We start from the raw sequence: 13,605 nt of genomic DNA, 5'->3' as shown, positions 1-13,605 counted from the left end.
GGCCCGAGCTCGCGGGGGAGCCGATCCGCGTGATCGAGATCGCGCCCGGCATGGTCAAGACCGACGAGCTCTCGCTCGTACGGTTCGGCGGCGACCGGGAGAAGGCGGATGCCGTCTACGCGGGAGTCGGCGATCCGTACGAGCGAGAACTCGTCGGTCTTGACCATGCCGGGCGCGATCTCGATCACGCGGATCGGCTCCCCCGCGAGCTCGAGCCGCAGCACGGCCATGAGCATGTGGGCACCGGCTTTCGCCGCGTTGTACCCGGAGCCACCCTCGTACGCGACGTGCGCCGCGATCGAGGTGACGGTGAGGATGTCGGCGTGGCCGGCATCCCGGGCTCCGTCGCGGAGAGCCGGTAGCAGCGCCGCGATCACGTTCTTGACGGCCACGACGTTGATCTCGAACATCGCCCGCCAGTCGGCGGGGTCGGAGTCCTCGACGCTCGACATCCCGAACGCTCCGCCGGCGTTGTTGACGAGGGCGTGGAGCGGGCCGAGTGCCGCGATCTCGGCGGTCGCCCGGGCCACGTCGGCCGCGTCCGTGAGGTCGGCCACGACGGGCTGGAACGCGTCACCCAGGTCGGCGGCGAGCGCCTCGAGCCGGTCGGCCCGGCGGGCGACGCCGACGACGTGCCAGCCGTGCGCCGCGAACAGTCGCGCCGTCGCCTCCCCGATCCCCGAGCTGGCTCCCGTCACGACCACGCGTCCCGTCATGCCCTCCACGCTAGCCGGGTCTCGACACGGCGCTTCGCGGCTGATCGTCCGCCGGAATACGTAGGGTGGTCAAGGTGAGGGGGAACCGCCGCATCCCGTTGTGGGACAACGCCCGATTCGGCTGCGTCGTGCTCGTGGTCATGGGGCACGCGATCCAGCGGCAGACGCTCGACTCCGACAACGCGCTCACCCTCTACCTGTTCGTCTACGCCTTCCACATGCCGGCGTTCGCGATCATCAGCGGCTATTTCTCGAAAGCCTCGCCGCCCTCGACGCGGGGGATGCGCCGGGTCATCACCGACTTCGTCATCCCCTACGTCATCTTCGAGACGATCTGGAGCCTCGTGAAGTGGCTCGTCGAGGGGCGTCCCGCGTTCAATCCCACCGAGCCGTCGTGGACGCTGTGGTTCCTGCTCGCGCTCGCGATCTTCCGGCTCGTTCTGCCCTACCTCGTGCTGCTGCGCTGGCCGCTGCTCTGGGCCGTGCTGGCGAGCGTCGGAGTCGGGTACCTCACCAACGTCGACTCGACGTTCTCCCTCTCCCGTGCGATCGGCATCCTGCCGTTCTTCGTGCTCGGCTGGCTGCTGCGCCAGTGGGATGTCGTCGAGTGGTGGCGTCGCCTCGGCACGTCCGTCTGGGCGTGGCGCGCGCTCGCCGCGGGGGTCTTCGCGACCTGGCTCGCCGTCGTCGCGGTCAACGTGCAGGCCTTCCGCGCGTTCGACCTGCAGTACTGGTTCTTCTACGACGACTCGTACCGCGACCTCGGCGAGGGCACGTGGTGGGCGGGACTGCTCCGGCTCGCCTTCATCGTCGTCGCGACGGTGCTCAGCGCGGCTTTCTTCATGCTCATCCCGCGTCGTGAGACGTTCTTCAGCGCCTTCGGCCAGGCGACGATGTACGTCTACCTGCTGCACTCGTTCGTGCTCTACCCCCTGCGGGAGTCCGGCGTGCTGCGCGCCGACCACGCGTCGGCGACGTGGCTGCTCACGATGGTGTTCGCCTCGACGGCGATCGCGATCGTGCTGTCGAGCCCGGTCGTGCGGCGGCTGTTCCGCCCTCTCGTCGAGCCGAAGCCTCGCTGGTTGTTCCGCGAGGTCGACGATCTGCGCGGCGAGTCGCGCACGGATGCCGTCGGCGCCCGGCGGCCGACGTCGCGGGACGACCTCGTGAGATGACGACGCGCATCGGGGTCGTCGGCGGGGGCATCCTGGGCGTCGCGATCGCCCGGGCGCTCGTCCGCCGCGGGGCGGGCGACGTCACCGTCTTCGAGAAGGAGGACGGGCTCGCGCGCCACCAGACCGGGCGCAACTCGGGCGTCGTACATGCGGGTCTGTACTACGCGCCAGGGTCGCTCAAGGCGCAGCTGTGTCAGACGGGTCGCGTGCTGCTGCACGACTACTGCCTCGAACGCGGGCTGCCGTACCGGGAGGCCGGAAAGCTCGTCGTCGCGGTCGACGCGAGCGAACTGCCCGCGCTCGCCGAGATCGAGCGCCGGTCGAGGATCAACCGTGTGCCCGAGGTCGCACGGCTGGACGGCCTCCCTGCGCTGCGGCGGATCGAGCCGCACGTCGCGGGCGTCGCCGCCGTGCACTCACCGCGCACCGCCGTCGTCGACTACGCGGCGATCACCGAGGAACTCGCGCGCGACGTGCGCGAGGGAGGCGGTCGGGTGCTGCTCGGACACGAGGTCACCGCGATGCGCCGCGACGCGGGCGGCGTCAGGATCGAGACGCCGGGTGGCGAGCACGCCGTCGATCGGGTCGTCGTGTGCGCGGGGCTCCAGTCCGACCTCGTCGCACGGATGGTCGGCGCCGATCCGTCGCCGCGGATCCTCCCGTTCCGCGGCGAGTACTGGTCGCTCGATCCCGCCCGCGACGACCTCGTGCGCGGGATGATCTACCCCGTCCCCGACCCGCGCTTCCCGTTCCTCGGCGTGCACCTCACGCGGGGTGTGCACGACGACGTCCACATCGGGCCGAACGCGGTGCCGGCCCTGGCCCGCGAGGGCTACCGCTGGCGCGACGTGTCGCTCGGCGACGTCTGGGGAGCTCTCACCTGGCCGGGCACGCCCGAACTCGCGCGCCGGCACTGGCGCACGGGGCTGTACGAGATCTCGGGGTCGCTGCTCAAGCGGGTCTACGTCGCGCGCGCCCGACGGTTCGTGCCCGAGCTCGGGATGCGCGACCTCGTCGCGAAGTCCGCGGCAGGCGTGCGAGCGCAGGCGTGGGGCGCTGACGGCGCACTCCTCGACGACTTCGCCGTCGACCAGGTCGGCCTGGTGACGCTGCTGCGCAACGCACCATCGCCCGCGGCGACCTCGTCACTCGCGATCGCCGAGCACGTGCTCGACCACCACCTGCGCCTCGCCTGATTACGCCGCGTTGCGGCGCCACTGGCCCGCTGCGGGGTGGCGACCTAGGCTCGCATCCGGTCGACCGTCACCGCGGTCCGGCCCACGAACCACGAGGAGCACCCATGTCGGACTGGAAGTTCGAGACCCAGCAGATCCACGCCGGCGCGGCACCCGACCCCGTCACCAACGCCCGCGCGACGCCGATCTACAAGACGACGTCGTACGTCTTCAACTCCGCCGACCACGCGAAGAACCTCTTCGCGCTCGCCGAGTTCGGCAACATCTACACGCGCATCATGAATCCGACCCAGGCAGTCATCGAAGAGCGCCTCGCCGCGCTCGAGGGTGGCACAGCCGCCCTCGCCACCGCCTCGGGCTCGAGCGCGATCACCTACTCCGTGCTCAACATCGCGGGCTCCGGCGACCACATCGTGTCGTCGTCGTCGATCTACGGCGGCACCTACAACCTCTTCAAGTACACGCTCGCGAAGCTCGGCATCGAGGTCACGTTCGTCGAGAACCAGGACGACGCCGAGGAGTGGCGCGCCGCGATCCGCCCCAACACGAAGCTCCTGTTCGCCGAGACGATCGGCAACCCGCGCATCAACGTCCTCGACATCGAGCTCGTCGCCGAGGTCGCCCACGGCCACGACCTGCCGCTCATCGTCGACAACACGATCGCGACGCCCTACCTCATCCGTCCGTTCGAGCACGGAGCCGACATCGTCGTGCACTCGGCCACGAAGTTCCTCGGCGGACACGGCACCGTCATCGCGGGCATCATCGTCGATGGCGGCAAGTTCCCGTGGAGCCAGCACGTCGACAAGTTCCCCGGCCTGACCGAGCCCGACCCGTCGTACCACGGCGCCTCGTACACGACGGTGCTCGGCGACGCGATCGCCTACATCATCAAGGCCCGCGTGCAGCTGCTGCGCGACACGGGTGCCGCGCTCTCCCCCGACAGCGCCTTCTCGCTCATCCAGGGCGTCGAGACGCTCTCGCTGCGCATCGAGCGTCACGTGCAGAACGCCCAGGCGATCGCCGAGTGGCTCGAGGCGCACCCGGACGTCGCCTCGGTGAACTACTCCGGACTCGAGTCGAGCCCCTGGCACGCCGCGGCGCAGAAGTACGCGCCGCTCGGCGTCGGCGCGGTGCTGTCGTTCGAGCTCAAGGGTGGGGTGGATGCCGGACGCGCCCTCGTCGAGAGCGTCACGCTGTTCAGCCACCTCGCCAACATCGGCGACGTGCGCTCGCTCATCATCCACCCGGCGTCGACGACGCACTCGCAGCTCACCCCGGAGCAGCAGCTGACGACGGGCGTCACGCCCGGCCTCGTTCGCCTCTCGATCGGGCTCGAGAACGTCGACGATCTGAAGGCCGACCTCGAGGCGGGCTTCGCCGCCGCGCGGAAGGTCTCGGCGGCCAACGCCCGCGGCTGACCTCCGCACCTCGCGGGTTGAGTGCCGCGCGTAGCGCGGTGTATCGAAACCCACCTTCGAGTCACTCGGGGTGGGTTTCGATACACCCGCCGGCGGCGGGCACTCAACCCGCGGCGGAGCTGGCGTAACACGCGGTCCGCATCCAGCAGAATCGGGAGGATGGACTGGCAGACTCCCGAGGACGCCGCGCCGTCGGCATTCGTGACGGAGTCCCAGCGACGCCGCGTCGCGGGCAAGCCGCCGGTGACGGGCGCATGGCGCGAGGGCGATGACCCCGGCGACCGCCGTTTCGCCGTGATCGGCGACCTCGCGCTCGAGCGCGGAGGCGGCATCCCGAGCGTCACGATCGCCTACGAGACCTGGGGCGAGCTCGCGGCGGACGGATCGAACGCGATCCTCGTGCTGCACGCGCTCACGGGAGACTCGCACGTGGTCGGCCACGCCGGCCCCGGTCATCCGACGGGTGGTTGGTGGTCGGGCATGGTCGGACCCGGAATGGCCCTCGACACCGACAGGTACTTCGTCGTCGCCCCCAACATGCTGGGCGGCTGCCAGGGCTCCACCGGTCCGGCGTCGCTCGCCCCCGACGGCGCCGAGTGGGGGCCGCGCTTCCCCTACCTGACGATCCGCGACCAGGTGGCGGCGCAGGCGGTGCTCGCCGATCTCCTCGGCATCGACAGGTGGGCGCTCGTCGTCGGCGGCTCGATGGGTGGGATGCAGGCCCTCGAGTGGGGCGTCTCGCACCCCGAGCGGGTCGAACGGCTCGCCGTGCTGGCGGCTCCCCCGCTGTCGAGCGCCGACGAGATCGCCCTCAACTCGGTGCAGGCGGAGGCGATCCGCATGGACCCGGCGTTCCGCGGCGGCGAGTACTACGACGCGCCCGAGGGCGAGGGGCCGCACCGTGGGCTCGCGCTGGCCCGTCGGATGGCGTTGCTCAACTACCGCTCGCCGACGGAGCTCAACGACAGGTTCGAGCGGTCGTGGCAGTCGGGCATCTCGCCGCTCGGCGGCGGCGGCCGATTCGCGGTCGAGAGCTATCTCGACTTCCACGGCAACAAGTTCACCCGCCGGTTCGACGCCAACAGCTACCTCGTGCTGACCGACGCGATGGATTCGCACGACGTCGGACGCGATCGAGGCGGGGTCGCGGCGGCTCTCGCGACCGTGACGGCGCGCACCCTCGTGCTCGGCATCGACTCCGATCGACTGTTCCCCGTCGACGGACAGGAGGTGATCGCCCGTCACCTCCCGGGCAACATCGACGGCGATGCGCCGCACGTCATCTCGTCGCCGTTCGGACACGACGCGTTCCTCATCGAGGACGCTCTCGTCGCGACGCAGCTGCGTCGTATCCTCTCGACATGATCGGGATGCGGCGCGCGGGGGCGACGGCGATCGTCGCCGCAGCGCTCGCCGGGCTGACGGGGTGCGGCGGGGTGTCGCCCGACCTCCCCGAGGGTCTCTCGGTCGTCGTCTATCAACCCCGCCCCGACGTCGCCGCAGGGCGGTTCGCGATCCAGGTCGTCAACGCCGGCGATGCCGACGTCGACATCATCGCGGCGTCGCTGACCTCCCCCGATTTCGTCGAGGACGTGGAATGGAGCGGCGAGGGCTCGACCGTGCTCGCGGGCCGCAAGCTCGACCTGCGCGTCCCCGTGCCCGAGATCGACTGCACGGCCGAGACCGATCCGCACGTGCGACTGCAGGCCGACGCCGGGCACAGCGTGACGGAGTCGGCCGACGTGGCGGTCAGCGATCCCTACGGGCTGCTCCCGCGTCTGCATGCCGAGCAGTGCGTCGGGCAGGCGATCGCCGAGATCGCCGTGGTCACCCCGCGCGAGGTGATCGTGCCCGACGGGCGGGAGCCCGCCATCCTCGTGCTCGACGTCGCTCCGACCGGTGCCGCCGGCTCCGTCGAACTCGTCGGCGTACGCGGTACGACGCTCCTGCAGCCGGCCGACGGGGGCGTCTCGACACCCGAGCTCGCTCTCGGCATCGAGGTCAACGCCGACGGCCCGACCGAGGTGCGCGTGCCGTTGCTGCCGAACCGCTGCGACGCGCACGCCCTCGCCGAGGACAAGGTGGGCACGATCATCCCGTTCCTCGTCGACGCGGGCACGCCCGAGCCGGTGCGGTGGATGGTGATCCTGCCCGACGAGCTCAAGGGCGCGCTCTACGGGTACTTCGCGGCGTACTGCGGGCTCGACGCCGGCTGAGTTCTGGCGCGGGCGACTCGAACACAGCGGAGGCCGCGATCTCTCGCGGCCTCCGTTCACCCCCTGGTGATCTGTGGCGAACTCGCGCCCCTCTCGCGCCTCTCGACGCGGTGCTCCCCAGCGAAGCGGATGGAACTGTACCCCGTGATCGTAACCCTCCCTCGGGCGTGGCACCCCCCTTTCGCGTGGCACCGTGTGTCACGATGAGCTTCGAAATGGACCTCATCAGCAAGGAGCGCGATCGGCTGCTCCAGCGCAGCGCCCGCGTCTACGGGTTGAGCTTCACCGCTGTCGCCGCCGTCTGCTTCGTACTTCCCGGAGCGCTGCCCTTCCCGGTGCTGCTGATCGTGCTGTCGCTCCTCGTCGTCCTCGCCGCCGCCCAGGTCGCGCTCGGCCTCGCCCGCGCGCTCTGGTGGCCGCTCCTCGCGCTCGTCGCCGGGAACGGCGCCGTCCTCGCGATCGCGCTCCTCGCGGCGCCGCCGAGTGCCGCGGCGTCGCTCGGGCTGCTCCATCTCGGCGCCGCGTCCCTGCCCTCCACCCCTCTCGTGCTCGCGACGACGGCGCCCCGCATCGCGATCCTCGCCGTCGGCGCCGTCGCCGGCGTCGGCGCCGTCGTGTTCGCCGAGCTCGGCGATCCCGCCACGGCGCTCCGCAACGGAGGCACGGTGCTCGTCGGCTGGGGACTCGCGGCGCTCATCACCGTGTGGATCAACGCGGGTGTGCCGCAGGTGGCGAAACGCATCGCGAGCATCGGACGGGCCCACCGTGCCGAGCGCCAGGCGAGCGAGCTCGAAGCCCAGCGACGCCAGTCGGCGCGACTGCTGCACGACACGGTGCTCGCGACGCTCACCCTCCTCGCCCACTCGGGTGTGGGGGTGAAGCCGCAGGCGCTGCGCGATCAGGCCGCCGACGACGCGCGGCTGCTGCGACAACTGCGGCTCGGCACCGCCCCGCAGCTCGCGGAGGCGACCGAGACCGGCACCATCCCGCTCGTCAACCCCGACGACACGGTGCTCGGCACGACTCTCGAGTCGGTCAAGCAGCGTTTCGGCCGCATGGGGCTCACCGTGAGCTGGCACGGCACCGGGCAGGTGCTCCTGCCGAGCCACGCCCTCGACGCCTTCCTGCTCGCTCTCGCCGAGTGCCTCGAGAACGTACGCCGGCACTCCGGCGTCACCGAGGCGCACGTGACGATCACCGACGACGCCAAGATGGTCCGCGCCCTCGTGACGGACGCCGGAGTCGGCTTCGACATCGCCGACATCGACGAGGCGAAGCTCGGCTTCGCGGAATCGGTCGTCGGCCGCCTGCGTGAGGTGGGCGGCAACGCTCGCCTGTTCTCGGCACCCGGTTCCGGCACGACGGTGGCGCTGGAGGTGCCGCGAGAATGAGCAAGAGCGACACCATCCAGTTCTCCCAGCCCGAGGAGAACACCCTCGGCGTGGTCGTCGGCAACGCCCGGCGCGCCGTGCAGTCGACCGCGCGCCGCCTCGGCCGCGCCGCAAGCGCCCACCGGGCGAGTCTCGGGACGGCCTTCCTCGGACTCGGTGCGGCGATCGTCGTGGGGCTGCGCTCCGTCTACGGCCTCGTCTGGTTCGTCGGCCAGTGGGAGGTCTACCCCGAGCCGTTCGCTGCCCTCGCCGCCTGGATCGTGCTCGCCGCCGTGCTCATCGGCGCGATCGTGATGTCGCGCGTCTCGGGCGACAGGCTCCCCGACTGGATGTTCGGCCTCTTCCTCGCGGGCCTCGCGATCGCCTTCGCCCTCGACGTGATCGCCGTCTGGGAACTCCGCGACGTCGGTGGCCACGCGACCGCAGCCCTCGCCGCGGGGATGGCGCTGCTCGGGCTCGTCGCGCTCCGGGGGTCGGTCGAGATCCTCGCCGCGGCCGGCGTCGTGGCCGTCGCGCTCGCCGCCGTGTGCTTCCTCGACGCGCCGGTCGGCGCCTTCGGCGACCCCACCTGGGTGGCGACGCAGGTGACCGCGATCGCCGGGACCGTGCTGCCGCCCGTCATCGGTGTCGTCGTCGTCGAGAGCTTCCGGCGCATGGTGCAGGTCGAACTCGACCGCGTGCTCGTGCAGAGCACCGTGTCGGCTCCGCGATTCGCGGTCGGGATGCTCGCCTCGGAGGAGCTCGCGCGCCTCGACCTCGCCGCCGAGGAACTGCTGGATGCCGTGGCGAACGAGAAGACGAAGCTGCCACTCACGCCGAAGAACGCCTCGGTCGCGGCCCAGCTCGCGACCGAACTGCGTCTGCACCTCATCGAGGGACGCCGCGAGACCTGGCTGTACCACGCGGTGAGCGAGTCGGAGCAGCTGGGCAAGTCGGTGACACTGTCCGACAAGTCGAGCCTCGCCGGCCTCCTCGACCCCGTTCAGCGCGACGGTCTGCTCTCCGCCGCCTGGCTGCTCGTCGCCGATGCCCCGGGCGCGGCCGCGCGACGGCGCGGCACGGCCCGCTCGCTCGAACTGCAGATCGGGCCGGTCGTCCCCGGCGGCGCCGGGGTGCCCGATCACAAGATCGCCGTGCCGATCACGATCACATCGACCGGCATCCCCCGAAACCGCGTCGACTCGGGTGTCTGGGACGCCATCGGTCGCATCGGGCGATACTCTGACTCCACTCAGGACGGCAGCCTGCGCGTGGACATCGAGTGCATCGTCGACAACCCCGCTGACCAGTAACCACCTGACGGAAGGAACCACCGTGGCGGAGCCCATTCGCATCGCGCTCGTCGACGACCACCGCATGATCCTCGGTGCCCTCACCGAATGGATCCGCAGCGCGGCGGACGACATCGAGGTGGTCGGCGCCGTCCCGACCTGGCCGGAGCTGCTCACGCATCCCGGCTTCCCGGTCGACGTCGTGCTGCTCGACCTCGACCTCAAAGACAACCTGCCCGTCGCTCTGAAGATCTCGACCCTCAAGACCACCGGCGTGCGCACGGTGCTCATGAGCACGTACTCCGAGCCCAACGTCGTGCGCGAGGCCCTCGCCGCCGGCGCCCTCGGCTACCTCGTGAAGAGCGAACCGGTCGAGATGATCATCGAGGCGATCCGCGCGGCGGCGAAGGGCGAGAGCTTCATCTCCGCCGAGCTCGACCTCGCGATCAACGCCGCCGACATCGGCGGGGCCCCGAAGCTCTCGGCGCAGGAGCGCCGCGTCATGGCCCTCTACGGCGGCGGCGAGCCGGTCAAAGCGGTCGCGTACCAGCTCGGCATCTCCGAGGAGACTGCGAAGTCGTACCTCAAGCGCATCCGCGAGAAGTACCGCGTGGCGGGCATCGACGTCGGCACGAAGGTCGCGCTGCGTCGTCGTGCCATCCAGGACGGCATCCTGTTGCAGGACGGCGCGCCCGAGAGCTTCTGAGCAGGTCGCACACGTCTCGACACCCCGCTGCGGCTACACGACGACCGGGGCCCGCCGCCGCGTGACGAGCCCGCCGGCGACGGCGAGCAGGATGCCCGGCACGCACAACGCGAGACCGAGCCAGGTCGGGGCGAGGTATCCCCAGCCCGCAGCGATGACGGCGCCGCCGAGGAAGGCGCCGAGGCTGTTGCCGATGTTGAGGGCCGAGTGGTTGGCCGCCGCCGCGAGCGTCTGACTGTCGCCCGCGACATCCATGAGGCGCGTCTGGATGGCGGGTGAGATCGCCGACGCCGTCGCCCCGACCGCGAACAGGCCGAGGAACAGCCCCGGAATCGTCGGCGCCGTGAGCGCGAGCCCGAGCAGGCTCAGCATGAGCGCGCCGAACAGGATGAACACGGCCCTGAGCGGGCCCGCGTCGGCGAGCTTCCCGCCGACGAAGTTGCCGATCGTCATCCCGACGCCGAGCACGACGAGCGCAAGCGGCACGACGGCGGCGCCGAGCCCCGTGACCTCGGTCGTGAGCGGCGAGACGTAGGTGTAGACGGCGAAGAAGCCGCCGAAGCCGAGCGCCCCGGTGAGCAGGGCGAACCACACCGCGGGACGCGCGAAGCCGCCGAGCTCTCGCCGTACCGTCGCGCCCGGGTCGCCCGGTTGCTTCGGAACCACGAGCAGGATCGCGACCGCCGTGAGCGCGAAGATCGCGGCGACGACGAGGTAGGCGGCGCGCCACCCGGCGGCCTGGCCGAGCGCCGTGATCGCGGGGACACCGACGACGTTGGCGATCGTCAACCCGGAGAGCACGAGCGCGATGCCCTGCCCGCGTTTTCCCGGACCCATGAGCGACGCCGCGACGAGCGCGGCGATGCCGAAGTACGCCCCGTGCGGCAGAGCCGCGACGAAGCGAGCGACGACGACGAGTTCGAACGTCGGGGCGACCGCCGACGCGAGGGTGCCGAGGGTGAACGCGATCACGAGCGCGAGCAGCAGCCCCTTACGCGGGAATCGCGCCGCGACGACCGCGATCGTGGGCGCGCCGACGACGACTCCGGCGGCGTAGGCCGAGATGAGGATGCCCGCGCGCGCGATCGCCTCGTCGGGGTCGCTCACGACGAGGCCGGGCAGGAGGTCGCGCGCGATCTCGGGCAGCACACCCATCGCGACGAACTCGGTCGAGCCGATGCCGAAGCCGCCGAGCGCGAGCGCGAGGAGGGCGAGGCGCACGCGCGCCGGGGTGAGGGTGCTCACGGCTCGAGGTGGGCGCGGGGCCGACGCAGCAGGTCGGTGAGGGTCACGACCGCCCAGGCGAACAGCGCGAGGTAGAGCACGTTGCGCGCGGTGAGCACCATCACCATGACGAGGTTGGGCACGCCGAGCAGCTCGTGGTACAGGTACGGGTAGATCGCCTGCGTGAGCACTGCGATGACGAGCCCCAGCACGGCGGGCACGCGGAACGAGCCCGAGAGCCCCGCGGCGTGGGCGAGCAGGCCGAACACGATCGGAACGGCGAGCCAGGTGACGAACTGCGGCGAGCCGACCTTGTTGAACAGGATGAGCGCGACGGTGAGGGCGAGCACGAGGGGCGGGAGCAGCTCCCCCGCGGTGCGACCGCGGCGAAGGGCCAGCGCACCGAACCCGAGCAGCACGAGCGCGGAGAGCGCCAGCAGCGGGGTCGTGATCGCGGCGGCGGTCTGCACGCCGGGGCCTTGGAGCTGGAAGGTCAGGATCGCGGTGTCGTAGTACACGCGACTGTGGCCCGCGCCGAGGGTCGCGTCCCACATCCACGGCGTCGCGATGACGGACTCGATCTGAAGTCCGCGACCCGTCTGCTGGGTGATGAAGCTCAGCACGTTGGCGCCCGCGCCGAGGGCGAGCGCCACGATGAGCACGACGAGCGAGACGGCGATCGCGGCCAGCAGCACGCGAAGCCGCTCGCGCAGCGCGATGACGGCCGCCGCGACGAGGGCGGCGGGCCACACCTTGATCCACGCGGCGATCGCGAGCAGCGCGCCCGCGAGTGCCGGGCGGGTGAGCAGCAGGAGCAGGCCGATCATCGCGATCGGCACCGTGACGGCGTCGATACGACCCACGGCCACGGGACCGAGGGCGATGAGGAACCCGATCCACCACCAGCCGGCGGCCGGCGCGTCGAGACGCCGACCGCGGGCGACGACGACGGCGAACGCGATCGCGTCGATCGCCATCACGAGGCTCAGCCACGTGCTCGCGTAGAAGTCGGGGCCGAACGCCGCGGCCGCGATCATCGGCAGGATCGCGACGATCGGGTACACCCACACGGTGTCGATGCCGACCCAGCCGTAGCCGGCGAAGGCGTAGTCGACGATCCAGAACTTGTACACGCTCGTGACGTCGCCGAGCGGCTGTCCGGGGGCGTAGAGGGCGAGCATCCCGAGCCAGAGATGGGCGAGCACGAAACCCGCCCAGAGCGCGATCGGATGTCGCACGACCGCCTTCACTCCGCAACTCTAGCCCGTGGGTTGAGGAGCGCCGCCGCAGGCGACGCGTCTCGAAACCGCGTCACGAAACGACATCTGACGGCGCTCCCCCTGCGCCCATAGGGAAAGATGGACGCACACAGCTGCGCGGCTCGCCGCGTCCACCCGACACTCCCGGAGGCATCCATGTCCCGCACCCTCACCCGCCTGGCGGCCGCCGCCGGCGTGCTCGCCCTCGGCTTCGGTCTCGCCGGCTGCCAGACCGCCGACACGGGCACCGACGGCGCCGCGAGCGAGTACGTCACCGACGGCAAGCTCACGATCGCGACCGGCGAGCCGGCGTACTACCCCTACGTGATCGACGACGACCCCGAGTCGGGCGAAGGCTTCGAGGCCGCGGTCGCCTACGCGATCGCCGAGGAGCTCGGCTTCGCCGCCGAGGACGTCGTCTGGGTGCGCACGACCTTCGACGCGGCGATCGCGCCCGGTCCGAAGGACTTCGACTTCAACCTGCAGCAGTTCACGATCACGCCGGAGCGCCAGGAGTCGGTCGACTTCTCGTCGCCGTACTACGCCGCCGACCAGGCCGTGATCACCGTCGAGGACTCGACCGCCGCCGGCGCCACCTCGATCGACGACCTCAAGGACCTCCTGATCGGCGCCCAGACCGGCACGACGAGCCTCGCGGCCGTCGAGCAGATCATCGCCCCGACCGCGGGCGCCCAGGTCTTCAACACCAACGAAGAGGCGAAGCTCGCCCTCGAGGCCGGCCAGGTCGACGCGATCGTCGTCGACGTGCCGACCGCGTTCTACATCACGGGTGTCGAGCTCGACGGCGGTCTGATCGTGGGCTCGCTGCCGGAGATCGAGGGCGCCACCGACGAGTGGGGCGTCGTGCTCACGAAGGACAGCCCGCTCACCGAGCGTGTGACCGCCGCGGTCGACGCGCTCCGCGAGAGCGGGAAGCTCGACGAGCTCATCGCCGAGTGGCTCGGGGCCGACGCCGGCGTGCCGGCGCTGGGCTAGAGCACCTCCCCGGCCCACGGGGTCCCGTAACGTT

At 71.2% G+C, this 13,605-nt stretch carries 12 protein-coding genes; 9 read left to right on the top strand and 3 right to left on the bottom strand.

Annotated elements, in window-relative coordinates:
- A partial coding sequence (locus ACO1X9_RS12670; RefSeq protein WP_486351202.1) for an SDR family oxidoreductase occupies positions 1-716 on the bottom strand: 716 nt, incomplete at its 3' end.
- 74 nt (positions 717-790) lie between these two features.
- Between ACO1X9_RS12670 and ACO1X9_RS12665 the strand changes: the two genes are divergently transcribed.
- The 8 genes from ACO1X9_RS12665 to ACO1X9_RS12630 all read left to right on the top strand — a co-directional run bounded on the left by ACO1X9_RS12665 (position 791) and on the right by ACO1X9_RS12630 (position 10,092).
- Complete coding sequence (locus ACO1X9_RS12665) at positions 791-1,891, top strand: acyltransferase family protein (RefSeq protein WP_486351201.1); 1,101 nt, start codon at positions 791-793, stop codon at positions 1,889-1,891.
- Positions 1,888-3,087: an L-2-hydroxyglutarate oxidase gene (gene lhgO / locus ACO1X9_RS12660; RefSeq protein WP_486351200.1), complete on the top strand. Its 1,200-nt coding sequence runs from the start codon at positions 1,888-1,890 to the stop codon at positions 3,085-3,087. Before ACO1X9_RS12665 ends, lhgO begins: the two co-directional genes overlap by 4 nt.
- 104 nt (positions 3,088-3,191) lie before the next feature.
- On the top strand, positions 3,192-4,508 hold the full coding sequence (locus ACO1X9_RS12655; RefSeq protein ID WP_486351199.1) for a bifunctional o-acetylhomoserine/o-acetylserine sulfhydrylase: 1,317 nt from the start codon (positions 3,192-3,194) through the stop codon (positions 4,506-4,508).
- A 159-nt stretch (positions 4,509-4,667) separates the two neighbouring features.
- On the top strand, positions 4,668-5,873 hold the full coding sequence (metX, locus tag ACO1X9_RS12650; protein WP_486351198.1) for a homoserine O-acetyltransferase MetX: 1,206 nt from the start codon (positions 4,668-4,670) through the stop codon (positions 5,871-5,873).
- Positions 5,870-6,724: a hypothetical protein gene (locus ACO1X9_RS12645; protein WP_486351197.1), complete on the top strand. Its 855-nt coding sequence runs from the start codon at positions 5,870-5,872 to the stop codon at positions 6,722-6,724. The genes metX and ACO1X9_RS12645 overlap by 4 nt, the downstream gene beginning before the upstream one ends.
- 203 nt (positions 6,725-6,927) lie before the next feature.
- Positions 6,928-8,115, top strand: coding sequence for a sensor histidine kinase (locus ACO1X9_RS12640; protein ID WP_486351196.1), 1,188 nt, complete (start codon positions 6,928-6,930; stop codon positions 8,113-8,115).
- Positions 8,112-9,407: a hypothetical protein gene (locus tag ACO1X9_RS12635; protein WP_486351195.1), complete on the top strand. Its 1,296-nt coding sequence runs from the start codon at positions 8,112-8,114 to the stop codon at positions 9,405-9,407. The genes ACO1X9_RS12640 and ACO1X9_RS12635 overlap by 4 nt, the downstream gene beginning before the upstream one ends.
- Positions 9,408-9,429: 22 nt before the next feature.
- Positions 9,430-10,092, top strand: a complete 663-nt coding sequence (locus ACO1X9_RS12630) for a response regulator (protein WP_486351194.1) — start codon at positions 9,430-9,432, stop codon at positions 10,090-10,092.
- A 33-nt stretch (positions 10,093-10,125) separates the two neighbouring features.
- Here ACO1X9_RS12630 and ACO1X9_RS12625 read toward each other — a convergent pair whose 3' ends face one another.
- Entirely contained in the window at positions 10,126-11,337 is a 1,212-nt protein-coding gene (locus tag ACO1X9_RS12625; RefSeq protein WP_486351193.1) for an MFS transporter, read from the bottom strand.
- Positions 11,334-12,566, bottom strand: coding sequence for a glycosyltransferase 87 family protein (locus ACO1X9_RS12620; protein WP_486351192.1), 1,233 nt, complete (start codon positions 12,564-12,566; stop codon positions 11,334-11,336). The genes ACO1X9_RS12625 and ACO1X9_RS12620 overlap by 4 nt, the downstream gene beginning before the upstream one ends.
- 165 nt (positions 12,567-12,731) lie before the next feature.
- On the opposite strand from ACO1X9_RS12620, the gene ACO1X9_RS12615 reads away from it, so the two are divergent.
- Entirely contained in the window at positions 12,732-13,571 is an 840-nt protein-coding gene (locus ACO1X9_RS12615) for an ABC transporter substrate-binding protein (protein ID WP_486351191.1), read from the top strand.
- Positions 13,572-13,605 lie beyond the last annotated feature (34 nt).

This window comes from Pseudolysinimonas sp. (assembly GCF_057350545.1).
Note: the sequence above shows the minus strand (reverse complement) of the source record. Positions and strands in the feature narration are given on the sequence as shown.

Excerpts from the sequence above, each read along its gene's own strand:
- ACO1X9_RS12655 (WP_486351199.1), top strand. The coding sequence starts at position 3,192 with ATGTCGGACTGGAAGTTCGAGACCCAGCAGATCCACGCCGGCGCGGCA.
- ACO1X9_RS12645 (WP_486351197.1), top strand. The coding sequence starts at position 5,870 with ATGATCGGGATGCGGCGCGCGGGGGCGACGGCGATCGTCGCCGCAGCG.
- ACO1X9_RS12640 (WP_486351196.1), top strand. The coding sequence starts at position 6,928 with ATGAGCTTCGAAATGGACCTCATCAGCAAGGAGCGCGATCGGCTGCTC.
- ACO1X9_RS12635 (WP_486351195.1), top strand. The coding sequence starts at position 8,112 with ATGAGCAAGAGCGACACCATCCAGTTCTCCCAGCCCGAGGAGAACACC.
- metX (WP_486351198.1), top strand. The coding sequence starts at position 4,668 with ATGGACTGGCAGACTCCCGAGGACGCCGCGCCGTCGGCATTCGTGACG.
- ACO1X9_RS12615 (WP_486351191.1), top strand. The coding sequence starts at position 12,732 with ATGTCCCGCACCCTCACCCGCCTGGCGGCCGCCGCCGGCGTGCTCGCC.
- lhgO (WP_486351200.1), top strand. The coding sequence starts at position 1,888 with ATGACGACGCGCATCGGGGTCGTCGGCGGGGGCATCCTGGGCGTCGCG.